The sequence below is a fragment of the Streptomyces sp. NPDC046759 genome (genome assembly GCF_040645475.1).
Taxonomy (GTDB): Bacteria; Actinomycetota; Actinomycetes; order Streptomycetales; family Streptomycetaceae; genus Streptomyces.
Window position 1 is genome coordinate 15892 of record NZ_JBEYYJ010000047.1, and the last position, 23830, is coordinate 39721.

Genomic DNA, 23830 nt, shown 5'->3' on the forward strand with positions numbered 1-23830 from the left:
CGCTGCGGCGGCCCGGCCCGTTGTTCTCGGTGGAGTTCTTCCCGCCGCGCGACCCGGCGGGCGAGACCCGGCTGTGGCGGTGCGTGCGCGAACTGGAGCCGCTCGCCCCGGTGTTCGCGTCGGTGACGTACGGCGCCGGCGGCAGCACCCGGGAGCGTACGGTGCAGACCACGGCCCGGCTGCGCGAGCAGACCACCCTGTGCACCGTCGCCCACCTGGCGGCGGTGGGCCACTCGGTCGCCGAACTGCGGCACGCCCTGTCGTGGTACGCGGCCACCGGCGTACGCAACCTGCTGCTGGTCCGCGGTGACCCGCCCGGTGACCCGGGGGGCGAGTGGACCGCCCACCCGCAGGGCCTCACCCACGCCGCTGAACTGGTGGCGCTGGCCCGCACCCTCGGCGACTTCTGCGTCGGTGTGGCCGCCTTCCCGCACGGGCATCCGCGCTCGCCCGACGCCGCCTCGGACCTCGCACACCTGGTGCGCAAGATCCGGGCCGGCGCGGACTTCGCGGTGGCGCAGCTCTTCTTCGACGTGGAGGCGTTCCTGCGGCTGCGGGACCGGCTCGAGGGGCAGGGCTGCGACGTGCCGCTGCTGCCCGGCGTCATGCCGATGACCACCCCCAAGGTGCTGCGCAAGGCGCTCGAACTGTCCGGGGTGCGCGGCGAGCCCGAGCAGATGCGGGCCCTGATGCGGTATGCCGACGAGCCCGCGGCGTTCCGCGCCGCCGGCCTCGACGCCGCCGTGCGCCTGTGCGCGCGGCTGCTGGACGAGGGCGTTCCGGCCCTGCACTTCTATTCCCTGAACACCACGGCGGCCACTCGGCACGTTCTCGAAGCCCTCGGCATCGGGACGCGGCCCACGGTGGCGTCGTCCCTCCGACTGGAAGCCGAGCGCGTATGACTCTCCGACCCGCCCGCCGTTCCCTGTTCCGCGCAGGTGTCGCCGCCGTGCCGTTGCTGACGGCGACACCGGCTCTCGCCGGGCAGGCGGTCGCCGCCCCGTCCGGCGAGCAGTCCGGGGGCCAGGGGCTCACCTGCGCCTTCGTGTCCCGGTGGACCACCGCCTACCTGGAGGCCTGGCGCACCAAGGACGCCGCGGCCGCCGTCCGCCTCTTCACCCCCGACGCCCTGTACGAGGCGGTGCCCGGCGACGAGACCCAGACCTACCGGGGCCGGGACGCGATCGGCCAGTACTGGCGTGACGTCACCTCGGGGCAGTCCGACATCGGCTACCGGCAGGGCACCCCGGTCGTCACCGGCGACCGGGCGGCCGTCGAGATGTGGGTCACCCTGCGTGCCCCGGCCGCCAATCCGGACGGGGACCACTGGATCACCCTGATCGAGACCAACGTCCTGACCTTCGGGACCGTGGGATCGGAACGGCTGTGCACGCGCAACAGCGAGTACTGGATTCTCCGCACCGGCCGCTACGACCCTCCGCAGGGCTGGGGCCGGGCGTGAACGGACGCCGTACCCTCATCGCGGGCGGGCACGTCCTGAGCATGGACCCCGCGATCGGGGAACTGCCGTGCGCCGACGTGCTGGTGGAGGACGGCGTCATCCGGTCCGTCGGCCCGGACGCCGGGGCCGCGGACGTCGACGACCGCATCGACGCCCGCGGCCGCCTGGTGCTGCCCGGTTTCGTCGACACGCACCGGCACATGTGGCAGGCGGTGCTGCGCGGCTGCGGAGCCGACCAGACGCTCGGGGAGTACTTCGAGACCGTCCTCGGTTCCCTGGGCCCCCGGCTCACCCCGGACGACCTGTACGTCGGCAACGCGCTCAGCGCGCTGGCGGCCCTCGACTCCGGGGTGACCACGGTCCAGGACGTCTCGAACGTCGGCAAGCCCACTCCCGAGCACACCGACGCCCTCCTCGACGCCCTGGAGTCCTCGGGCGTGCGCTGTGTGTTCGCCTACGGGTCGGGCCCGGCGAAGGACGCCCGCCGTGTCCGCGAGACCCGTCTCGGCACGGGTGACGCCCTGGTGACCATGGCCCTGGACGCCGACGCCGGCGGGGAGGACGACATCCGGCGGATCTGGTCCCTGGCCCGGGACCTGGCCGTTCCGGCCGCCCTGCACGTGCGGGGCGGCCGGCCGGTGTCCCGGCTGCACCGGCTGGGCGTGCTCAGGCCCGGCACCGTCTTCATCCACGGCACGGGCCTGGAAGAGGGCGAGCTTCGGCTGATGCGCGACAGCGGCGCGGCGCTCTCGATCGCGCCCGCCATCGAGATGACCATGGGCCACGGCCTGCCGCCCTTCGGGGCGGCGGCCGCGGCGGGCCTGCGGCCGGGTCTGAGCACGGACGTCGAAGTGGCCGCCGCGGCCGATCTGTTCGGCCCGATGCGCACGGGTTTCCAGGTGGCGCGCCTGGCGGCCCTGCAGGGCCGGACCGTGGGGCCGGACGGGCCGGCCGCCCTGCCCACGACCCGGGACCTGCTGGAGTACGCCACGATCGCCGGCGCGGAGGTGCTGGGCCTGGGGCGTCTGACGGGGTCGCTCACCCCGGGCAAGCAGGCGGACGTGGTGGTGCTGCGCGCCGACCGGCCCGGGGTGCTTCCGGTGTACGACGCCGTGGGGACGGTGGTCTCGGCCATGGGCCCGGGTGATGTGGAGACGGTGCTCGTGGCCGGCCGCGTGGTCAAGCGCGACGGCAGGCTGCTGCACCCCGGTCTGTCCCGGCTGCTGGAACGCGCCGCGGCGGTACGCGACCGGCTGCGGGAGCCGGCGCCGAGGAGGTGAGAGCCGGCTTCGGCGGGCCCGGCCGACCCTGGGCCGGGCGCAGCGCCGGGCTCACCGGTGGATGAGGACGCCCTCCTCGACGGCGGCGAGGGCGACGCGCAGGTGTTCGCTCAGAGCCCGTGCGGTGGCGTCGGGCATCCGGGAGACGAGGCGGGCGTGGGCCGCGGTGGTGGCCCGCACCGCCTCTTCGGCTGTCTTGACACCGAGCGGGGTGAGTTCGACCCAACTGCTCCGCCCGTCCTCGGTGTCGGCCTGCCGGCTCACGTACCCGGCGGCCACCAGCCGCTTGATCACGTTGCTGGTGCCTCCGGAGGACAGCAGCAGGGCGTGCGTCAGATCGGTCGGCTTGAGCCGGTAGGGCGCGCCGACCCGGCGCAGGGTCGCGAGCACCCCGTACTCGGCCTGGGTGAGGTGGAGTTTGTCCAGCGCCGCGGCGGCGGTCAGGTCGAAGGCCGACACCAGCAAGGCGGTGCGCTTGGCGAGTTCGAGGGGGAGACCGGCGATCTCCGGCATCTCGACGCGCCAGGCCGAGATGATCTCGTCAACGTGGTCGGGCTCCACTGGCACCACCTTTCATGGGTTTGCTCAACATAAAGATACTGGGAGGCCGAAAACGCTCGGACGCCAGCAGTCACCTCAGGACCCCGGTTCACAGTTTAGCTTTCTGTTTAGCTTTGTGTAATGCTTTCTTGCTAGTGTTCCCCCGTATGGGTACTCGACACACACGTCGTGCGCTGTTGGCCGTCCTCGTCCTGACCGCTTCGGGAGCCCTCGCGCCCGGCGGCTCCGCCGAGGGCCGCAGCTCCGCACCCGCACCCAGAAAGGCGACCGCCGTGCCGGACCTCCACCTGTCCGAGACCGCCGCACCGGCCTGCTTCGCCGGCAGCGGCGCCGCCATTCACCTGCAGCCCGGTTCCTCCCGCTCCCGCGTCGTCACCCTGGGCTCCGGCCCCCGCGGTGTCGTGCTCGCCCCCATCTCCTGGGGCAACGCCTGCGAGTGGGCCGCCGAGGCCAAACGCCTGGCTGCGGCCGGCTACCACGTCGCCAGCGTCGACTGGGGCACCGACCGCCAGCGCACCGTCCTGCACGCCACCCGCCTGCTGCGGGCCCGGGGCGCCGACCGGGTCGCCTGGGTGGGCGGCTGTGTGGGCGGCAACGTGATGCTCGGTCTGGCACCGAGGACCAGCGCCGCCGAACGCCCGGTCGGCGTGGCGGGCATCAGCCCCCTCGCCTCGCTCGGCGGCTACGCGAGCTCCGTCCCGGCGCCCTACGACGGCCGGCTGTTCCTCCTCGGCACGGCCGACGACCCGCTGGCCGACGCCCGTCGCCTGCGCGAGGTCGCGGCGAGCTTCCCCAGCGCCGAGGTCGTCGTCCTGCCCGGCACGCTGCACGCCGCGGAGATCTTCGCGGGCCCGCACGCCGACCGGGCGCGCAAGGAACTGGACACGTTCCTGGAGGCGTCGTTCGCGCACGCGACCAGTTCGGACCCGGGTGCCTGACCGAACCCCGGCCGTGGCCCGGGCGGTCCGGGCTAGTGCTCTGACCGGGAAGGTTCGCCGGGTTTGGCCTTGTTCTAGGATCCTCTGGCTATGGGGGGATCTTCTTGTGACCGGTGGCGCCTGACTCGTGCCGTTGCTGTGGCGCTGGCCGCGCTGGCCGTGATCGTGTTGCTGGGCGTCGTGCTCCTGGTTCTTCCGGGGCTGATAGTCGACCACGACCTCGCAGGTGGCCACCTCGCTGCAGCGGACCGGTTGAACGCGGTGAACAACGTGCGCACCGCGCTTCTGCAGACGGTTGGCGGTGCGGTCGTCCTGTTCGGCGCCTATGCCACATGGCGGCAGCTGCGCGTCAGCCAAGACGGGCTGAACGCAACCCGAGAGGGAAACATCACCGATCGCTTCAGTCGGGCCGTGGATCAGCTCGGCAGTGACAAACTGGACGTGCGGATCGGAGGTATTCACGCACTGTGGCGGATTGCGGATCACTCCGACCGCGACCATGAGGCGGTCGTCTCCATCATGGCGGCGTATCTGCGGACACACCTTCCCTGGCCGCCGCAGGAACCCGCAGTTGCGGCGGCGGACGTGTCCATTAACGCGGTGCCCCCGTTGGAGACCCGCGCCGCGGACGCTCAGACGGCGCTGACCTGCCTCGGGGTCCTGTACCAGGAACGCCGTCCTGAGTGGCTCAACGTCAGTTTGACCGACCTGCGCCGAGCCGACTGTGACGGATTGTGGCTGCACGGGGTGAACTTCGACGGCGCATGCCTGGAAGCGGCGAGCGTCTACCAGGTCAACCTGAGCAAGGCGTCACTGATCGCCGCCAACCTGCGGCATACGGAACTCGGCACTTCCATTCTCCACCAGGTCCGCTGTCTGCAAGCCGATCTGCGCGGTGCACGCCTGGTCAAAGCCGACTTGAGGTCGGCGGACTTCTCCGGTGCGGACCTCCGGGAGGCGAACCTGCGCAAGGCTCGTACCAGGGTGCCGTGTTCGCCGGCGCGGACCTGCGGTTGGCCGACCTCCGGGGCTGCGACCTCACCGACGCAGACCTGCGAGAGGCGAGGCTGGAAGACGCGCTGGCGAGCGACCTTACGATCTGGCCGACCGGCTTCGACGCTCAAGCAGCCGGCGTCGTTGTCACGGCGGACCCTGGCATCGAACCGGACAATCTGCTTCCAGCTGCCGCGCTGACGAGGCGAGTGCCGCTGCTGCGATCGGAGCCGATGCATGGTCCGTCAGCGTCGGCGAATTGAGCAGTCAGGAAGCGCAGTCGAAGGACCGTCCGCCCCAGCGGATGCCCTTCTCGCTGCGGATGCGGGCGCGTTCCTTGCGCTGGGCGGCGAGCACATCGGGGTGACGGGCGTTGACGTTGCGCCAGCGCAGGTAGCGTGCAGGGCCTGGGTCTGCGCGGGGTGGCTTCGGTGGTGTGAGTTGGCCAGGGTGAACTGCCGCAGCGGGCCGAAGGCCACCACACCCCCAGCGGTCGGACGGACGTCACCGACATCCAACCGCCACAACAGCCAACCCGGTGAACCTTCCCGGTCAGAGCACTAGAGCCAGTCCCGTCTCTTGAAGACGACGTACAGCGTCAGACACACCACGCCCATCAGCCCGATCGCGAACGGATAGCCGAACAGCCAGTGCAGCTCCGGCATGTGGTCGAAGTTCATGCCGTAGATGGTCCCGACGAGGGTGGGGGCGAAGAGGATGGCCGCCCACGACGAGATCTTTTTGACCTCCTCGTTCTGCTCGAAGCCCGCCTCCGCCAGCGCCCGCATCTCCGCGTTCTGCTGCTGGGTGACCAGGGTGGCGTTGACCGTGAGGATCTCGGAGAGGGCCTGGCGGAAGCCGTCGACGCGTTCACTGGTGTGGGTGACGTGGTCGGCGACGTCACGCAGGTAGCGCTGGAGTTCCTCGTCGGTCTCGTACTTGGCGAAACCCGCCATCAGCCCGTGCAGCATGCCGACGAGCGGACGGGTCGCGCGCTGGAACTCGACCATTTCGCGGGAGAGTTCGTAGATGCGGCGGGATACCTCGGGGTCGCCGCGGAACACCTCGGTCTCGATCTCGTCGATGTCGTTCTGGACACCGGAGACCACCGGTGCGTAGCCGTCGACCACCGCGTCGAGGATCGCGTACAAGACCGCCTCCGGACCGAGTTTCAGCAGGTCCGGACTGTCCTCCATGCGGCGGCGGACCGCCGACAGATCCGGGGCCGCGCCGTGCCGGACCGTGATGACGAAGTCCGGGCCGACGAACACGTGCAGCTCGCCGAAGTCGACCTCCTCCGGCGCGTCCAGATAGCGGGCGGCGCGCAGCACCACGAACAGCGTCTCGCCGTACCGCTCCAGTTTGGGCCGCTGATGCGCCTCCATCGCGTCCTCGACCGCCAGCGGATGCAGCCCGAACTCGGCGGCCAGCGAGTGCAGATCGGTCCCGGTGGGCCGGGCCAGGCCGATCCACGCCATGCCCGAGGGCTGCTCGCGCAGCTCACGGTAGGTCTCGGCGAGCGTGGCGGGGGAGGAGACCCGGAGGCCGTCGCGGTACAGCGCCGCCTGCACGACGCTCGCGGGCTCTGCTCCCTTTGGGGGCGTGAGCGGCGGTTCGGGCGCCTCGGCGGCGGGGGACTGGGGCTGGGCGGCGGCGCGCCGCCAGACGGTCCTGCGCCCGCCGTTCCTGCCGTTCTCTCGCTCGGACATCGGCAGCCTCTCCGTCGGGTCCCCGGGCGCCCGATCGCGCGGCGGGACAGGGGCCGGGGGATGGGAGGAACCCGGGGGGCAGGAGAAAAAGAATATCCACCGGGGTGCCGGGACGGGTTCGCGCCGTGGTGCAGGGTTGGTGAGAGTCGCGGACAGTGGGTGTCCGCGATCCCGGTTAGCGTGCGGCCATGACGAAGAGCAGTGTGCGGAGCAGCACGAAGAACCGTGCGACGCGGGCCCCGGCCCTGGACGTCCGGGCCCTCAACCGCGCCACCCTCGAACGGCAACTGCTGCTGCGCCGCTCGGGGCTGTCCGCCCGGGACGCCGTGGCCCACCTGCTGGGTCTGCAGGCGCAGAACGTCACACCGCCGTACTACGCCCTCGCCGCCCGCCTCGACGGCTTCGCACCCCAGCGCCTGTCCATGCTCATGGCCGACCGCGAGGTCGCCCGGATGGTCACCGTGCGCTCCACCCTCCACACCCACACCGCCGACGACTGCCTGACCCTGCGGCCCCTCGTCCAGCCGGCCCGGGACCGCGAGCTGGGCACCTTCCGCGCGGGCCTCGCAGGTGTCGACCTGGACGTCCTGGCCGGCCTCGCCCGGCAGCTGGTCGAGACCGAGCCGCGGACCATGGCCGAGCTGCGGCAGGCCCTGAGCGCCCGGTGGCCGGACGCCGACCCGCAGGCCCTCGCCGTCGCCGCCCGCTGCACGCTGCCACTGGTCCAGGTCACCCCGCGGGGACTGTGGGGGCGCAGCGGCCAGGTCGCGCTCACCACCGCCGAGCACTGGCTCGGCCGCGCGGCCGGGCCGGCCCTCGAGCCGGACTCCCTGGTCCTGCGCTACCTCGCCGCCTTCGGCCCGGCGTCCGTCAAGGACATGCAGGCCTGGGCCGGACTCACCCGGCTGCGGGACGCCTTCGAACGCCTCCGCCCCCGCCTGCTGACCTTCCGGGACCCGGACGGCACCGAGCTCTTCGACCTGCCCGACGCCCCGCGCCCCGATCCGGACACCCCGGCCCCGCCCCGCTTCCTGCCCGAGTTCGACAACCTCCTGCTCTCCCACGCCGACCGCGGCCGCGTCGTACCGCCCGAGTACCGGGGCCGTCACTGGCAGGGCAACCAGGCGTACCGCACCCTCCTGGTCGACGGCTTCCTCGCGGGGCTGTGGAAGCTCGACCCCGGCGCCCTCGTCATCGAACCCTTCGCCGAACCGACCAGGGCCCAGCGGGACGAGGTCACCGCGGAAGGGGAGCGGATGCTGGCCGCCCTGCATCCGGACACGCCGTACGACATCCGGTTCGGGACCGTCGCACGCCACTGACCGGGCGGGTGTCAGCGCGGGGCGGACCCCGGGGACAGCAGGTGCGGCGCGTACCTCCCGACCGCCTCCTTCAGCTGTCGCAGCGAGGGGTTCACCAGGGCCCGGCCGGCCACGGTCACGGTCGGCACGGTCTCGTTCCCGTCCGCGACGGAGCGCACGAAGGCCGCCGCCTCCGGATCCCGCCAGATGTTGACCCTGGTGTGGGGCAGGCGGGCGAGGAGCAGTTCCGTCCGCAGCTTCATGCAGAAGGGGCACAAGGGCCGCCAGTAGACCACCACGCCGTCGTGTGCCTCGCTCAGCGTCCTCACCCTCTCCCTCGTCCGGCCCGGCCCGATCAGCGTAGAGGCGCCTCCCGCCCGCCCTCTACAGTCGGGCCCATGGAACTCCGCCAGCTCAGCTATTTCGTCGCCGTCGCGGAGGAGTTGCACTTCGGGCGGGCGGCCGAGCGGCTGCACATCGTGCAGTCGGCCGTCAGTCAGCAGATACAACGGCTGGAACGGGAGCTGGGCACCGCGCTGTTCGACCGCTCGCCGCGCCGGGTACGGCTGACCGGAGCGGGCGAGCGGCTGCTGCCCGAGGCGCGGGCGGTGCTCACGGCGGCGGAGCGGGCGCGGGCCGCGGTGACGGCGCCCGCCGGGTTGCGCCTCGGCACCAGCACCGGCCTCGGCGCGCATCTGGACCGGGTGCTGGCCGCGTTCGCCGAGCGGGCACCGGAGGTGCCGGTGGAGCTGGTCTCCCTGCCGGCGGGCGAACGGCTCGCCCGGGTCGCGGAGGGCCGGCTGGACGCCGCTTTCGTACGGTCGGCCGAACCCCCGCCCGGCGTACGGGTGGTGCCGCTGTGGCCCGATCCGCTGGTCGCCGCGCTGCCGGCCACCCACCCGCTGGCGCGGCGTGCCGAGGTGGGCCTCGCCGACCTCGCCGGACTGCCGCTCGCCCTCACCTCGCGCCGCAACAACCCCGGTCTCGTGGACCTGGTCGTCGGCGCCTGCCACGCGGCCGGGTTCGAGCGGTGCCCGGACCGGCCGGCGGCACCCTGCACGACACCCTCGCCACCATCGGTGCCCGCCCCCTGTGGACGGTCGTCTACGACTCCCACGCGCGCGTGCTGGCCACGCCCCGGGTGGCCTACGTCCCGTTCCGCGCTCCCGGACTGGCCCTGCCCACGGGCCTGGCGGTGCCCACCGCCGCCCCCTCCCCGCACCTGGAGAAACTGCTCCTGGCCTGCGGCGATCACGAGAGCTGATCGCTGCGGCCGCGGACTGCTCCTTGGTCACGGCCGTGCCCCGCGATGGACTGGACCCACCGAACGGGAACACCACTCGAAGGAGTTCAGCCATGCCGATCGTCACCGTCCAGCAGGGCCCGCGCGACACCGAGCTCAAGCGGGAGCTGGTCAAGCGGGTCACCGACGCCTTCGTCGACGTCTACCGGATCCCGGCACAGGCCGTGCAGGTGTGGATCCACGAGGTCCCGGCGGACAGCTGGGGCGCGGCCGGGAAGCTCACGGCCGACAAGTGACCGGCCCGCGTTCCACGGGGGTGAACGTGGAAAGGGAGGCGCTGCGGGCCGCTCGTGGTGGCTCGCAGCGCCCCCCTGGCATCTACCTGAGGGGTGCTCAGGTGTCCCTCTTCCGGGCTACGAGGAGACCTGCGCGGTCACGAGTTGATCTGCGCGGTCACCAGGTCCGAGAAGGTGGTCAGCCGGGTGTACACACCCGGGTAACCGGCCTCCGCGCACCCCTCGCCCCAGGAAGTGATCCCTGCCAGGACGCCCCCGATGAGCAGGGGACCGCCGCTGTCGCCCTGGCAGGTGTCTGTGCCGCCGGACGTGTATCCGGCGCAAACCATGTCGGACTGGACGAAGTCCGTACCGTAGGAGCTCTTACAGCTGGAGTCGGACACGACCGGGACGGTCGCGGTCCGCAGCTGGTTGGAGGAGCTGCCGTTCTCCGAGGTGGTCCCCCAGCCGAGGATGCGGGCCGTGGTGCCGGCCGCGTACACGCCCGTCTGCGTGGAGGAGACGTACGACACCGGCTTGTACGGCATCGACGTGGACAGGGTCAGTACGGCCACGTCGTCGCCGTTGGTGGCGTCCGTGTAGTCCGGGTCGACCCAGATCTTGCCGACCTTGCCGACCGTGCCGTCGGTGCCGTTCAGATTGGTGCGGCCGCCGACCACCCGGACACTGCCGGCGGATTCACCGGCCATGCAGTGCGCGGCCGTCACGACCTTCTTGGCGGAGACGAGAGTGCCGCCGCAGAACTGGTTGCCGGACGCGTCGGTGATCTGCACGACGAACGGGTACTCCGCCGTGGTGGTGGTCGTACCGCCGACGATGGGCTGCGGGGCGGCGCTCGCCGTGGGGGAGGCGAGCAGCGCGGTCGCCGCGGCGGCGGCGCCGGCCATCAGCGTCGCGGCGGTCTGTCTTGCACGTCTGGGCCCGAACATGAGTCTCCTCAGTGGGGGTTGCACCGGTGGGGGGTCGCCCGGGGGCGGAGGTGGTTCACAGAAGTCGTGGGACCGACCCCGTGTGCCCGGGCGAGCGGCACGCCCATTACGCTAGGACCCGGAACACCCGGCTCCCAATGAGGGAACCCCCTAGCGGGCTGGGTGAGGGAAAACCCTCGGTCCGGTTCAGTTAACCGGCCGTGTTCTCACTTCGCGCGGCGAGCAGCCGCCAATCGGACGATGTCCACCCGCGAGCGGATCCCGAGCTTGCGGTAGACCCGGGTCAGGGTCGCCTCCACCGTCTTGACGCTGATGAACAGCCGGGCGGCGATCTCCCGGTTGGTGGAGCCCTCCATGACCAGCGCGGCGACCTGCCGTTCCATCGCGGCGAGCGCGTCCAGCGCGTCCAGGGCGTCGGGCACGGCGAGCACCGGCTCCGGCTGCTCGGGGACGGTGCGGGATTCGTCCACCTGGCGCAGCCAGGGCAGCGCGCGGCACCGGCGGAACATCCGGGTGGCCTCGTCGTACGCCGACGCCGCCGTGCCTGCCCGGGCATGCGGGCGCACGCCGCCGCGCAGCCGGGCGAGCGCGAACGCCGCCCGCGCCTCCTCCAGGCCGTAGCCGAGCTTGCCGAGCCGGTTCTGAGCGGACGTCAGCTGCGCCAGGGCCGCCTCCAGGTCGCCCTGGGCGGCCCGCACCAGGGCCTCGGAGCGGTCGAGGACGGCGAGGACGCTCTCCCGGCCGAGCCGGAGGGCGTGCTCACGGCTCGTGTCGATGACGTCCTGCGCCTCGGCCGGTTCACCGATCCGGACCAACGCCTCGGCCAGGTCGCCCTGCCAGCGGCCGCGCGCCGGGTCGGTGATGCCGAGCCCCAGCTCCAGGGCCCGCACCCGGCGCAGCGAGCGCACCGTGCCCGCCGGGTCCCCGGCCACCAACTGGGCGTACCCGAGCGCGCCCAGGGCCCGGGAGAGGTACATCTGGTCGCCGTCCTCCTCGGCGTGCTCCACCGCCTCCCGGGCGAGCGCCAGGGCCCGGTCCACATCGCCGCCCGAGGCCTCCGCGAGCGAGGTGAGCATCGCCGAGGCGGTCTCGCCGATCCCGGAGTCCCGGGCCAGCCGCAGGCTCTCGCGGGCCAGTTCCAGGGCGCGCCCGCAGTGCCCGGCGCGCAGTTCGGTCTCGGCGAGGCCGCGCAGGAAGTGCACCTCGCTCTCCACCGAGCCGCGCCGGCGCACCTCGCGCAGCAGCGCGGTGACCGTCGCCCGGGCCTCGGCCAGCTGGTCGCCCATGACGAGCCAGCGGAACCGGGCGCTGCCCGCCCCGTTGTGGTGCCAGGCCACCCTGGGGTCCTGAGGCTCCTTCAGGGCGCGCTTGATGGTCCGGGGTGCCTCCGGATGGCCCATCAGGGTCTCGGTCTGCGCCTGGAAGGCGAGGGAGAGCAGTTCGGTGCGCCGGTCCTTGCCGCGGGCGGCCAGCTCGGCGGCGTGCGCGGCGGCCTCCCGGGCCTCGGTGAAGTCGCCCTCCACGATCAGTGCCCGCCAGGCCAGCTGATAGTGCACCAGGGCCAGCAGCCGCGGGTCGTCGCCGGCGTCGGCGAGGGCCTGCGGGAAGACGGCGTCGACCTCGGTCATGGTGTGGCCGGCGCTGTCGATGACGGTGATCCAGGCCCGCACCCGTTCGGCGGGCACGGTCGTCCGGGACAGCACCTCTCGGGCGATGTCCCGGGCCAGGTCGATCTCGCCCGCGGTGATCGCGTCCTCGGCCGCCAGCAGCCGGCGCTCCTCCTGGCTGGGCACACCGTCGCCCGGGGTGTGCCGGGCGGCCAGCAGCCCGAGGTGGGCGGCGACCGAGGGCGCGCCGCGGTCCCGGGCGAGGGCCGCGGCCTCGGCGAGCCGGGCGGCGACGTCCGGGTCGGTGCCCGTGGTGGCCAGGGCCAGGTGGCGGGCCCGTTCGATCGGGTCGGACGCGGCCGTGGACAGGGCCGCGTGCGCGTCGCGCCGCTCGTGCGCGGGCGCCTCCGCGTACAGCGCGGCGGAGATGAGCGGGTGCGCGAACCGTACGGCGGGAGCGTCGGGCCCGGTGGCCAGCAGCCCGAGTTCGGCGGCCTGGGCGCACTCCGCCTCGGCGTTGTCCCGGCCCGCCGCGTGCAGCAGCGCGGGGGTGGGGCGGGCACCGGCGCTGGCCACCAGCAGGGTGCGGCGGGCCTCCACGGACAGCATGTCCAGGCGGCTGAGCACCAGGGCGCGCAGTGAGGTCGGCACCGGCAGCGGCTCGCCGGGCCGGGGCGGGGTGGGGCTGTCGGCGAGGGCGCGGCCGAGTTCCAGGGCGAACAGCGGGTTGCCGCCGGACGTGCGGTGGATCTCGCGGACCGTGGAGCGCGGCAGAGCGCCGTGGCCGCGGTGGTCGAGCAGCTGGGCGACCTGGGCGCGGGAGAGCGCTCCGAGCCGGACCGCGAGGGTGCCCGGCGGGCAGGAGCGCAGGTGCCGGTCGTACTCCTGGCTCTCCTGGCCCTCGGTGCGTACGGCGCACAGCAGCTGTACCGGGGTGCCCTCCAGGCGGCGGGCGGCGAAGCCGAGCAGTTCGGCGCTGGCCGGGTCCAGCCACTGCAGGTCGTCGGCGACGACGAGGACGCCGCCGTGCGCGGCCAGGGCGCGCAGCGCGGACAGCACCGCGAGGCGCAGGGCGAGGCCGTCGCGCTGCAGGCTGGACTCGCCGCGGCCGGTGAGCGCCGACTCCAGGGCGGTGCGCTGGGCGACGGGCAGCCGGGGGGAGACCTCGTCGAGGACCAGGCCGAGCAGGTCGGCGAGGGCCAGGAAGGGAAGGTGGGATTCGGACTCGGTGGCGGAGCAGCGCAGGACGGTGCGGGCGGTGGCCCCGTATTCCTCGGCCAATGCCCGCAGGACGGTGGATTTCCCTATTCCGGCGGGACCGTGGAGCAGGACGCTGCCGCCCGAGGCGAGGTGGTCACGGGCCCCGGCGAACAGCTCGTCGCGACCGATGACCAGCTCGGGGCGGCACCTGGCAGGCTCCTGGAAGTCCCGTCGCACGGTCACCGCTCCCCTCGTGTGTCGTGTCCGGGCCAAATTCTAGGCAACGAACCCTGAAATTCGGACGGAAGCTTGTGGTGAGGGAAATAACAAATGGTCAAGCATGAGGATATTCAGGGCACCTCCGCTTGAATGGACAGTTTCCTCACGGTCGCTCCGTCACGGCAGCAGCCCCGCCCTGCGGGCCGCGGTCACCGCCTCCCCTCGGGTGTGGACGCCCAGCTTCCGCATCGCCGAGCGCAGATAGCCCTTGACCGTCTCCGGGCGCAGCCCCAGCCGCTCGCCCACGGCCGCGTTGGTCGCCCCCGCCGCCACCCAGCACAACACGTCCAGTTCGCGCGGCGCCAGTGCCGCGCACCCGGCCGCCGGGCGCGGCGCGGTCAGCAGCCCGCACGCGGCCAGCAGTTCCGCCCGCAGCCGCGGGTCGGCGATCCGGGGCGCGAGCGCGCGCAGCGCCGCGTGCGCCTCGCGCACCTGCTCCCAGGCGGCGGCGCCCTGCTCGCCGCCCGCGGGCTCCGGCCGGGCCGCCGCCAGCAGCCCGCGCGCCTCGTCCCGGACCACCAGCGCCTGCTCCACGTCCCGCGCGACGGCCATGGCCGCGCCCAGCGTGCGGTCGCCGAGCGGCCGGGTCGAGCGCAGTGCGCCGTACAGCACCCCGCGCACCCGGCGCCGCACCACCACCGGGACCGCGACGACCGAGCGGATGCCCTCCGCGGCCACCGGGACGTCGTACTCGTGGCTGATCTGCCGGGAGCTGGAGTAGTCCGTCACCGCGCACGGCCGGGCGAGCGCCACCGCCTTGCCGCCGAGCCCGTTGCCGGAGGTCACCGCGAGGGAGCGCAGGGCAGCCGTGGTCGTGCCGCTCAACTCGCTGATCCGGATCTGCGGCCGCCCGGACTCGACCAGGCCGCCGAAGACGACCGGCAGCCCCGTGGCCTGCCGCAGCCGGGCGAGCGCGCGGACGATCTCCACCGTTCCCGCCGCGTCTGCCGTCACCGCTTCACTCCTCCTGCCGCCCCATACCCCCGTTCGGGGGTAGTGAGACCTGCATCACGGATTAGACGATGCCAGAGAGCCGCCCGGCAATGGTCCGGAACAGCAAGGAGTGTGTGATGACGACGGCGACCGAGTCGTTCCGCAAGGCCCGGGACTTCCTGCTGGAGCACCGCGGGGACTATGCCACCGCCTACGAGGGCTTCGCCTGGCCGCGGCCCGCGCACTTCAACTGGGCGCTGGACTGGTTCGACGTGATCGCCGCGGGGAACGACCGGACCGCGCTGCACATCGTCGAGGAGGACGGCGGCGGGACCCGGCTGTCCTTCGCCGAGCTGTCCGAGCGCTCCAACCGGGTCGCCCGGTGGCTGCGCGAGCGGGGTGTCGCCGCCGAGGACCGCATCCTCGTCATGCTCGGCAACCAGGCCGAGCTGTGGGAGACCGCGCTGGCGGCGATGAAGCTGCGTGCGGTGGTCATTCCGGCCACCCCGCTGCTCGGCCCCGCCGACCTGCGCGACCGGGTGGACCGGGGCCGGGTGAAGCACGTGATCGTGCGGGCCGAGGACACCGCGAAGTTCGCCGACGTGCCCGGCGTGTACACCCGGATCGCGGTCGGCGGCCTGCCGGAGGAGGGCTGGGAGCCGTACGAGGACGCGTACGCCGCCCCCGCCGAGTTCCTGCCCGACGGCCCCACCCTGGCCGACGACCCGCTGATGCTCTACTTCACCTCCGGGACGACCGCCCGCCCCAAACTGGTCGAGCACACCCACGTCTCCTACCCGATCGGGCACCTGGCGACCATGTACTGGGTCGGCCTCACCCCCGGTGACGTGCACCTGAACATCTCCTCGCCGGGCTGGGCCAAGCACGCCTGGTCCAACCTGTTCGCGCCGTGGAACGCCGAGGCGACCGTCTTCCTGTTCAACTACACCCGCTTCGACGCGGCCCGGCTGATGGCCGAGATGGACCGGGCCGGGGTGACCACGTTCTGTGCGCCGCCGACCGTGTGGCGCATGCTCATCCAGGCCGACCTGAGCGTCCTCGCCACCCCGCCCCGCGAGGTCGTGGCCGCCGGCGAGCCGCTGAACCCGGAGGTCATCGAGCAGGTACGGCGGGCCTGGGGCGTCACCATCAGGGACGGCTTCGGGCAGACCGAGACCGCCGTGCAGGTCTCCAACAGCCCGGGCCAGGTCCTCAAGAGCGGCTCCATGGGCCGCCCGAGCCCCGGCTACCGGGTGGAACTCCTCGACCCCGTCTCCGGCGCGCCGGGTGTCGCCGAGGGCGAGATCGCGCTCGACCTGTCCGACCGGCCGGTGGGCCTGATGACGGGGTATCACGGCGACCCGGACCGCACGGCCGAGGCCATGGCGGGCGGCTACTACCGCACCGGGGACATCGCCTCACGGGACGAGGACGGCTATCTGACCTACGTCGGCCGCGCGGACGACGTCTTCAAGGCCTCCGACTACAAGATCAGCCCGTTCGAGCTGGAGAGCGCGCTGCTGGAGCACGAGGCGGTGGCCGAGGCCGCCGTCGTGCCCGCGCCGGACGAGCTGCGGCTCGCGGTGCCGAAGGCGTACGTCGTCCTCGCCGAGGGTTTCGAGCCGGGACCCGACACCGCGAAGGTCATCTTCGAGCACTCCCGTCAGGCGCTCGCCCCCTACAAGCGCATCCGCCGGCTGGAGTTCGGCGCGCTGCCCAAGACCGTCTCCGGCAAGATCCGCCGGATCGAGCTGCGCGAGGCGACCGCCCTGGGCTCCCGGAACGAGTACCGCGAGGAGGACTTCCGGTGAGCGCATCGCTGTCGTACACGCACGGAACCGGTTCGACGCCACTGCTCGGCGACACCATCGGCGCCAACCTGGACCGGGCCGTGGCCGCCTGGCCGGACCGCGAGGCGCTGGTCGACGTGCCGTCCGGACGGCGCTGGACGTACGCCGAGTTCGGCGCGGCCGTCGAGGAACTGGCGCAGGCGCTCCTCGCGAGCGGGGTCGTCAAGGGCGACCGGGTGGGCATCTGGGCGGTCAACTGCCCGGAGTGGGTCCTGGTCCAGTACGCCACCGCTCGCATCGGCGCGATCATGGTGAACATCAACCCCGCCTACCGCACCCACGAGGTCGAGTACGTCCTCAACCAGGCCGGGATCTTGCTGCTGTTCGCCTCGCTGAGCCACAAGACCAGCGACTACCGGGCGATGGTCGAGCACGTGCGCGGCCGGTGTCCCGAGTTGCGCGAGGTCGTGTACATCGGCGACCCGAGCTGGGAGACCCTGCTCGGGCGGGGGACCGGTGACGCCCCGTACGAGGAGCTGTCCTGCGACGACCCGATCAACATCCAGTACACCTCGGGGACCACCGGCTTCCCGAAGGGGGCCACCCTGTCCCACCACAACATCCTCAACAACGGTTACTTCGTCGGGGAGCTGATCGCCTACAGCGAGCAGGACCGGATCTGCATCCCGGTGCCCTTCTACCACTGCTTCGGCATGGTGATGGGCAATCTCGCGGCCACCTCGCACGGCGCCTGCATGGTCATCCCGGCCCCGTCCTTCGAGCCGAGGACCACCCTGCGGGCGGTGCAGCAGGAGCGCTGCACCTCCCTGTACGGCGTGCCGACGATGTTCATCGCCGAGCTCAACCTCCCCGACTTCGCCACGTACGACCTCACGAGCCTGCGCACCGGCATCATGGCGGGCTCCCCGTGCCCGGTGGAGGTCATGAAACGGGTCGTCGCCGAGATGCACATGGCGGAGGTCTCCATCTGCTACGGCATGACCGAGACGTCCCCGGTGTCGCTGCAGACCCGCCGGGACGACGACCTGGAGCACCGCACCGGCACCGTCGGCCGGGTCCTGCCGCACCTGGAGGTCAAGGTCGTCGATCCGGCCACCGGAGTGACCCGGCCGCGCGGTGCGGCAGGGGAGTTGTGCACCCGTGGCTACAGCGTGATGCTCGGTTACTGGAACGAGCCGGAGAAGACCGCCGAGGCAGTGGACGCGGGCCGCTGGATGCACACCGGTGACCTCGCGGTCATGCGGGAGGACGGCTACGTCGAGATCGTCGGCCGGATCAAGGACATGATCATCCGGGGCGGCGAGAACATCTACCCGCGCGAGATCGAGGAGTTCCTCTACGCCCACCCGAAGATCAGGGACGTTCAGGTCGTCGGTGTGCCGCACGAGAGGTACGGCGAGGAGGTCCTCGCCTGTGTGATCCCGCACGACGTGGCCGACCCGCTCACCCTGGAGGAGCTGCACGCCTTCTGTCAGGGGCAGCTCGCGCACTACAAGATCCCCACCAGGCTGCAGATTCTCGACTCCTTCCCGATGACGGTGTCCGGAAAGGTGCGCAAGGTCGAACTGCGGGAGAAGTACCAGGTGTGAGACGGCCGGAACCGAGCATGCGGTAGATGCTCGGGGACGGGTCCCGGAGGAGCGCGCCGTCGGCGGTGCACACGTGCGGGACCCGTCTGGGGGCGGGAGGATCAGCCTCGCCGGTCCCGCGGCCGCGGCCCCCGTTCCGGCGCTCCCTCGGCGTTCAGCGTGTCGGCGTGGCCGTTCACCGGCTGCGGGACGCCCGCGAGGTCCAGCACGAAGAGCGGGATGCCCAGGGCGTTCGCGCGGGCCCGGGCCTCGTCGGTGTAACCCGCGAGGGAGAGGTACACGCAGTCCGCGGACTCGCTCATCGCCGTCAGCCACAGGCATTCCACGTCCCGCGGCGTCGCCGGGTGGACCGTCGGGTCCACCTGGGCCAGGAGCCGGTGCGCAGCGAGGCCGATGCCGTTCGGCGGACGCTGGTCGGCGCGGCGGATGTCCCGGTACCCGAGCCAGCGCAGGTACAGCGCCGCGACGGTGACGGCGTCACGGGCGGTGCGGATGGCGCGCGGCTGGAAGGCGGGGCTGCGGACGGAGGCGCCGGGCCCGGCCGCCGTGGACGAGGGGCGAAGGGCCGGCGGGGGTGTCCCCGTCGCCGCCGACCGCGTGCCGGAGCGCGACCCAGGAGTCGCGGCCACCGGGATGCGCAGGACCGTGCCGCAGGGGCAGCCCAGCTCCGGCTGCGGCCACTGGCCCGGGCGCCCGCAGACGCCGCAGGTCACGGCGATCCACTCGTCGTCCCAGGCCCGGTGCGCCGCGACGGCCGGCTCGGCGGCGGGATCCAGCCGCGGGGCGGTGGGCGCCCCGCAGGCGCACGGGTACGGCGGGGCGGTGTAGACGTGCTCGCGCCGGCAGGCCGGGCAGCGCACCGGCACGCTCTCGGGCATGGTCCACCTCCCCCGGGCGGCGCCTCGGAACAGCCGCCTGGCAACAGCCGCGTCGGAACAGCGGCTCCATCCTCCTCCTCCGCGTCCCCCCTGTCCGGCGCTTGCCCTGTCTCCACGTCTCTTGACGACAGTTGGCGCGCACTTCTACATTGATTCCAGATAGTAGAAGTTAAGTTCCGCATTGCGGAAGTTTGAACATCTGGAGACTGTGCTCACCGCGGGGCGCGACGGGAGTACGCATCCGACAGCCGAAGCAGGAGTACTCGATGGCCCGTATGACCGCTGCCCGCGCGGCAGTTGAGATCCTCAAGCGCGAGGGCGTCACCGACGCCTTCGGTGTGCCGGGCGCGGCGATCAATCCGTTCTACAAGGCCCTCAAGGAGGGCGGTGGCATCCACCACACCCTCGCCCGTCACGTCGAGGGCGCCTCGCACATGGCCGAGGGGTACACCCGCACCGGGCCGGGCAACATCGGCGTCTGCATCGGCACCTCCGGCCCGGCCGGCACCGACATGATCACCGGCCTGTACTCGGCCATCGGCGACTCCATCCCGATCCTGTGCATCACGGGCCAGGCGCCCACCAGCGTGATCCACAAGGAGGACTTCCAGGCCGTCGACATCGCCTCGATCGCCAAGCCGGTCACCAAAATGGCGGTCACCGTCCTGGAGGCCGCGCAGGTCCCCGGCGTCTTCCAGCAGGCCTTCCACCTGATGCGCTCCGGCCGGCCCGGCCCGGTCCTCATCGACCTGCCGATCGACGTCCAGCTCACCGAGATCGAGTTCGACCCGGAGACGTATGCGCCGCTGCCCGTCTACAAGCCGGCCGCGACCCGCGCCCAGATCGAGAAGGCCCTGTCCTTCCTGCTGGCCGCCGAGCGCCCGGTGATCGTCGCCGGCGGCGGCGTCATCGGGGCCGACGCCGCCGACCTGCTGGTGGAGTTCGCCGAGCTGACCCGGACGCCGGTCGTCCCGACCCTGATGGGCTGGGGCGCGCTGCCCGACGACCACGAGCTGAACGCCGGCATGGTCGGCGTCCAGACCTCGCACCGCTACGGCAACGCCAACTTCCTGGAGTCGGACCTCGTCCTCGGCATCGGCAACCGCTGGGCCAACCGCCACACCGGCTACAAGCTCGACGTGTACCGCGGCGAGCGGAAGTTCGTCCACGTCGACATCGAGCCCACCCAGATCGGCAAGATCTTCCCGCCGGACTACGGTGTCGTCTCCGACGCCAAAATCGCGCTGGAGCTGTTCGTCGAGGTGGCCAAGGAGCTGAAGGCGGCGGGCAGGCTGCCGGACCGCGCCGACTGGGTGGCCTCGACGCAGGAGCGCAAGGCGAGTCTCCTGCGCCGTACGCACTTCGACAACGTGCCCATGAAGCCGCAGCGCGTGTACGAGGAGATGAACAAGGCCTTCGGCCCCGACACCCGCTACGTCACCACCATCGGGCTCTCCCAGATCGCCGGCGCGCAGATGCTGCACGTCTACAAGCCGCGCCACTGGATCAACTGCGGCCAGGCCGGCCCGCTCGGCTGGACCATCCCGGCCGCGATCGGCGTCGCCAAGGCCGACCCGGACTCGCCGGTCGTCGCGCTCTCCGGCGACTACGACTTCCAGTTCATGATCGAGGAGCTGGCGGTCGCCGCACAGCACAGGATTCCGTACGTGCACGTGCTGGTGAACAACGCCTACCTGGGCCTGATCCGTCAGGCGCAGATCGGCCTGGACATCAACTTCCAGGTCAACCTCGAGTTCGAGAACATCAACACGCCCGAGATCGGCGTCTACGGCGTGGACCACGTCAAGGTCGCCGAGGGGCTGGGCTGCAAGGCGATCCGGGTCACCGAGCCGGATCAGCTGGGCGCCGCGTTCGAGCAGGCGAAGAAGCTGGCCGCCGAGCACCAGGTGCCGGTCGTCGTCGAGGCCATCCTGGAGCGGATCACCAACATCTCGATGAGCCGCACCATGGACATCAGCGACATCTCCGAGTTCGAGGACCTGGCCACCGAGCCGGGGCACGCGCCGACGTCGATCAAGCCGCTGAAGGTCTGATCCCGATCCCGCCGCGCACACCAAGGGCGGCCCGTCCAAGAGGACGGGCCGCCCTTTCGCGTCCCCCGTACTTCCCCCGTGCTTCCCCCGTACGGGGCCCGCCGCCCCCGTGCCGGCGGGCCCTGTGCCGGTAATCTGCCCTGCCGAGCGGTGAGTTGATACCTCTGTCGCGGTGTTCAGAGCTTGATTTGAGCATGACGTACTCCCCCTACGGCCGTTGCGGTACGCCCGGCCGCTACAGCTCGTGCTCCGACAAACCCGGCCAGTCGTCGGGGCCGCCTCCCTGCCACTCGACGAGATCCGTCTCCTCCACCTCGATCCGGTCCAGGTCGGCCAGCCGCAGGATCTCCACGACATCGTCCAGATGCGAGGCGATCCCCAGCGTCACGTCCCCCTCGGTGACCCGCCGCGAGCCGTCCAGCGCCGGGGAGTGGACCACGATGTGCGGGTGGTGCATCGGATTGCCCATGGGTTCAGCGTGCGGCGCCGCCCGGTTTCTCGCACGTCGGTCGCCGCCCGTGCGCCTGCGGGTGCGGAGGCGGGGGTCCTTCGACGGACCGGAGCCGCCGCCGGGCGAGGTCTCCCTCCGCCGGTGGTGGCCGGCGTCGGTCTGACCGGTGAAGTGATCGTCCTGCGCCGGTCCGACGGCGGGACGCCCCTGACCAGCCGCATCGCCGTGGCCGAGGCGCGCACCGCGCCGCGAGGTGATCCCCGGCGCCGCGGGCGCATCGGGTGTCCTTGCCGCCGAGGACGAGGAGGCCGTACGGACGGCGGTGCGGCGGTGTCAGGAGAGCCGCCCCGCCGGCGGGCGGCCCGCCGGGCACTTTCGCGGGCAACGCGGAACGCTCCCTCGCCGGAGGCGTCAGGCCGGCGCAGGGAGCGTTCTCGGTGTTGGCCGTCCGACGGCGCGAGGCTGGGCGCGACAGGTCGTTCGCGCCGCCGGACGGAGCAGTGGCCCCCGTCGGGGGGGCTGGGTGGGACCGCGGCGGATGCGACGGAGCCGGGACCCCTTCCCTCTGGTCGAGAAGGGGACGCGGTCCTTGACCACCGCACTGGCTCGCACGCCGCCACGGTCCTCGCCCTGCCCGCGCCCACCGCCGTACGGCCACCCCTCATCCGGGCCGTCCGGTGTGCGCGCGGGCCGCGTGCGGAGATCCCGACCTCCCGTCGGATTCCGTACGCTGCTTGCGGGTTACTGGTCTCAGTCCTCGCGCAGGGCGCGGACCGCCTGCTCCACGCGCTTGCCGTACTCCGGGTCGGCGGCGTGGAAGTGGGCCAGGTTCTTCTCGATCACGTCGTCGCGGGAGACCTGCGAGAGGCCGCCGGCGATGTTCGCGATCAGGCGGGACCTCTCCTCCTCGGACATCAATCGGTAGAGCTCGCCAGCCTGGAAGAAGTCGTCGTCCTTGGTGTGCAGCGGGGCACAGTGGTTGCCCGTGTGGCCCGACACCGCCAGCGGGGCGGAGAGGGGGCGGCCGGTCTCCACCGGGCCGTCGTAGGAGTTCGGCTCGTAGTTCTTGGCGTGCCGGCCCTGGGCGTTGAAGGCCATGTAGCCGTCACGGCCGTAGTTCCGGGCACCGCCCGGAACCGCCTTCGGGGAGTTGACCGGCAGCAGGGTGTGGTTGACACCGAGCCGGTAGCGGTGGGCGTCCGCGTAGGCGAACAGGCGGCCCTGGAGCATCTTGTCCGGGGACGGCCCGATGCCGGGCACGAAGTTGTTCGGGGAGAACGCGGCCTGCTCGACCTCGGCGAAGACGTTGTCCGGGTTGCGGTCCAGCACCAGGCGGCCCACGCGCTGCAGCGGGTAGTCCTTGTGCGACCAGACCTTGGTCAGGTCGAACGGGTTGAAGCGGTAGTCCGCCGCCTCGGCCGCCGGCATGAGCTGCACGTACAGGGTCCAGGACGGGTGCACGCCGCGCTCGATGGCCTGGAGCAGGTCCGTCTGGTGGGAGTTGGGGTCCTTGCCCGCGATCTCCGCGGCCTGATCGGCCGACAGGCAGCGGATGCCCTGGTTCGTCTTGAAGTGGTACTTGACGAAGAAGGCCTCGCCCTGGGCGTTGGTCCACTGGTAGGTGTGGGAGCCGTAGCCGTTCATGTGGCGGTACGACGCCGGGATGCCGCGGTCGCCCATCAGCCAGGTGATCTGGTGCGTGGCCTCGGGGGAGTGGGCCCAGAAGTCCCAGACGTTGTCCGGCTCCTGACGGCCCGTGAACGGGTCGCGCTTCTGCGAGTGGATGAAGTCGGGGAACTTGATCGGGTCCTTGATGAAGAACACCGGGGTGTTGTTGCCGACGAGGTCGTAGTTGCCCTCCTCGGTGTAGAACTTCACCGCGAAGCCACGCGGGTCACGCACGGCGTCCGCGCCGCCGAGGGAGTCGGCGACCGTGGAGAAGCGCAGGAACACCTCGGTGCGCTTGCCGATCTCGCCGAGGAAGTCGGCGTGGGTGTAGCCGGTGACGTCGTCCGTCACCTCGAAGTGGCCGTACGCGCCGGAACCACGGGCGTGCACCACGCGCTCCGGGATCCGCTCGCGGTTGAAGCGCGCGAGCTTCTCCAGGAGGTGCTGGTCCTGGATCAGGAGCGGGCCGCCGACGCCGGCGGAGGCGGAGTTCTGGTTGTCGGCGACCGGTGCGCCGGACTCTGTCGTGAGCACGCGCTTCGACATCGTGGACCTTCCGTGCGGATGGCAGCGGAAATCTTCTTCCGCTTTGTGGAGCCTAGAAGTCTTCGTGGAGCCTAGGAGTGGGGCGATCTGAACGTCAACACT

The 23830-nt window shown here is 72.1% G+C and carries 19 protein-coding genes and 3 pseudogenes; 12 read left to right on the forward strand and 10 right to left on the reverse strand.

The features are described from left to right. The first annotated feature begins 2 nt into the window (after positions 1-2). The 3 genes from ABZ919_RS38990 to ABZ919_RS39000 are packed head-to-tail and all read left to right on the forward strand — an operon-like array spanning position 3 to position 2742. Entirely contained in the window at positions 3-902 is a 900-nt protein-coding gene (locus ABZ919_RS38990) for a methylenetetrahydrofolate reductase (RefSeq protein WP_361258303.1), read from the forward strand. Further along, a complete protein-coding gene (locus ABZ919_RS38995; protein ID WP_361258221.1) occupies positions 899-1462 on the forward strand; it encodes a nuclear transport factor 2 family protein in 564 nt (187 codons plus the stop codon). The genes ABZ919_RS38990 and ABZ919_RS38995 overlap by 4 nt, the downstream gene beginning before the upstream one ends. Next, the gene (locus tag ABZ919_RS39000) at positions 1459-2742 is read left to right on the forward strand and encodes an amidohydrolase family protein (RefSeq protein WP_361258223.1); all 1284 of its coding nucleotides are present in this window, start codon (positions 1459-1461) and stop codon (positions 2740-2742) included. Before ABZ919_RS38995 ends, ABZ919_RS39000 begins: the two co-directional genes overlap by 4 nt. A gap of 51 nt (positions 2743-2793) precedes the next feature. Here the strand turns inward: ABZ919_RS39000 and ABZ919_RS39005 are convergent, their stop codons facing one another. Next, on the reverse strand, positions 2794-3303 hold the full coding sequence (locus tag ABZ919_RS39005; protein WP_361258226.1) for a MarR family transcriptional regulator: 510 nt from the start codon (positions 3301-3303) through the stop codon (positions 2794-2796). 146 nt (positions 3304-3449) lie between these two features. Here ABZ919_RS39005 and ABZ919_RS39010 point away from each other — a divergent pair, with 146 nt between their 5' ends. The 3 genes and pseudogenes from ABZ919_RS39010 (at position 3450) to ABZ919_RS39020 (ending at position 5497) form a co-directional block, all read left to right on the forward strand. Further along, positions 3450-4241 carry a hypothetical protein gene (locus ABZ919_RS39010; RefSeq protein WP_361258229.1) on the forward strand — a complete coding sequence of 264 codons (792 nt, stop codon included), beginning with the start codon at positions 3450-3452 and terminating at the stop codon, positions 4239-4241. Between the two features lie 519 nt (positions 4242-4760). Then, positions 4761-5174 (forward strand): annotated as a pseudogene (locus ABZ919_RS39015) (pentapeptide repeat-containing protein); the annotation flags it as partial. A 56-nt stretch (positions 5175-5230) separates the two neighbouring features. Beyond that, entirely contained in the window at positions 5231-5497 is a 267-nt protein-coding gene (locus tag ABZ919_RS39020) for a pentapeptide repeat-containing protein (protein ID WP_361258232.1), read from the forward strand. Positions 5498-5501: 4 nt separating this feature from the next. On the opposite strand, the pseudogene ABZ919_RS39025 reads toward ABZ919_RS39020, so the two are convergent. Together ABZ919_RS39025 and ABZ919_RS39030 are read right to left on the reverse strand one after the other, a co-directional pair. Then, a pseudogene (locus tag ABZ919_RS39025) lies at positions 5502-5707 on the reverse strand (IS630 family transposase); the annotation flags it as partial. Positions 5708-5794: 87 nt separating this feature from the next. Beyond that, positions 5795-6943: a magnesium and cobalt transport protein CorA gene (locus ABZ919_RS39030; protein ID WP_361258235.1), complete on the reverse strand. Its 1149-nt coding sequence runs from the start codon at positions 6941-6943 to the stop codon at positions 5795-5797. 188 nt (positions 6944-7131) lie between these two features. On the opposite strand from ABZ919_RS39030, the gene ABZ919_RS39035 reads away from it, so the two are divergent. Beyond that, entirely contained in the window at positions 7132-8265 is a 1134-nt protein-coding gene (locus ABZ919_RS39035) for a winged helix DNA-binding domain-containing protein (RefSeq protein WP_361258238.1), read from the forward strand. An 11-nt stretch (positions 8266-8276) separates the two neighbouring features. Here the strand turns inward: ABZ919_RS39035 and ABZ919_RS39040 are convergent, their stop codons facing one another. Beyond that, the gene (locus ABZ919_RS39040; protein WP_361258241.1) at positions 8277-8720 is read right to left on the reverse strand and encodes a glutaredoxin domain-containing protein; all 444 of its coding nucleotides are present in this window, start codon (positions 8718-8720) and stop codon (positions 8277-8279) included. On the opposite strand from ABZ919_RS39040, the pseudogene ABZ919_RS39045 reads away from it, so the two are divergent. Together ABZ919_RS39045 and dmpI are read left to right on the forward strand one after the other, a co-directional pair. Beyond that, positions 8643-9508: pseudogene (locus tag ABZ919_RS39045) on the forward strand (LysR substrate-binding domain-containing protein). The gene ABZ919_RS39040 and the pseudogene ABZ919_RS39045 sit on opposite strands and share 78 nt — an antisense overlap. Positions 9509-9600: 92 nt before the next feature. After that, positions 9601-9783, forward strand: coding sequence for a 4-oxalocrotonate tautomerase DmpI (dmpI, locus tag ABZ919_RS39050; protein WP_361258244.1), 183 nt, complete (start codon positions 9601-9603; stop codon positions 9781-9783). A gap of 137 nt (positions 9784-9920) precedes the next feature. Here dmpI and ABZ919_RS39055 read toward each other — a convergent pair whose 3' ends face one another. The 3 genes from ABZ919_RS39055 to ABZ919_RS39065 form a co-directional block, all read right to left on the reverse strand. Beyond that, positions 9921-10712, reverse strand: coding sequence for a serine protease (locus ABZ919_RS39055; RefSeq protein ID WP_361258247.1), 792 nt, complete (start codon positions 10710-10712; stop codon positions 9921-9923). A 206-nt stretch (positions 10713-10918) separates the two neighbouring features. Beyond that, a complete protein-coding gene (locus tag ABZ919_RS39060; protein WP_361258250.1) occupies positions 10919-13762 on the reverse strand; it encodes an AAA family ATPase in 2844 nt (947 codons plus the stop codon). Between the two features lie 153 nt (positions 13763-13915). Then, positions 13916-14752 (reverse strand): LuxR C-terminal-related transcriptional regulator, encoded by an 837-nt coding sequence (locus ABZ919_RS39065; protein WP_361258253.1) that lies wholly within the window; start codon positions 14750-14752, stop codon positions 13916-13918. A gap of 116 nt (positions 14753-14868) precedes the next feature. Here ABZ919_RS39065 and ABZ919_RS39070 point away from each other — a divergent pair, with 116 nt between their 5' ends. Both ABZ919_RS39070 and ABZ919_RS39075 read left to right on the forward strand, forming a co-directional pair. Then, positions 14869-16542 (forward strand): AMP-binding protein, encoded by a 1674-nt coding sequence (locus ABZ919_RS39070; protein WP_361258255.1) that lies wholly within the window; start codon positions 14869-14871, stop codon positions 16540-16542. Next, positions 16539-18131, forward strand: coding sequence for an AMP-binding protein (locus tag ABZ919_RS39075; protein WP_361258258.1), 1593 nt, complete (start codon positions 16539-16541; stop codon positions 18129-18131). Before ABZ919_RS39070 ends, ABZ919_RS39075 begins: the two co-directional genes overlap by 4 nt. Positions 18132-18232: 101 nt before the next feature. Here the strand turns inward: ABZ919_RS39075 and ABZ919_RS39080 are convergent, their stop codons facing one another. Continuing rightward, positions 18233-19009 carry a hypothetical protein gene (locus ABZ919_RS39080; protein ID WP_361258261.1) on the reverse strand — a complete coding sequence of 259 codons (777 nt, stop codon included), beginning with the start codon at positions 19007-19009 and terminating at the stop codon, positions 18233-18235. A gap of 266 nt (positions 19010-19275) precedes the next feature. On the opposite strand from ABZ919_RS39080, the gene gcl reads away from it, so the two are divergent. Continuing rightward, a complete protein-coding gene (gene gcl / locus ABZ919_RS39085) occupies positions 19276-21063 on the forward strand; it encodes a glyoxylate carboligase (RefSeq protein WP_361258264.1) in 1788 nt (595 codons plus the stop codon). Between the two features lie 235 nt (positions 21064-21298). On the opposite strand, the gene ABZ919_RS39090 is transcribed toward gcl, so the two are convergent. Beyond that, positions 21299-21532: a hypothetical protein gene (locus tag ABZ919_RS39090; protein WP_361258267.1), complete on the reverse strand. Its 234-nt coding sequence runs from the start codon at positions 21530-21532 to the stop codon at positions 21299-21301. A 732-nt stretch (positions 21533-22264) separates the two neighbouring features. Continuing rightward, a complete protein-coding gene (locus ABZ919_RS39095; RefSeq protein WP_361258270.1) occupies positions 22265-23728 on the reverse strand; it encodes a catalase in 1464 nt (487 codons plus the stop codon). Positions 23729-23830: the final 102 nt, after the last annotated feature.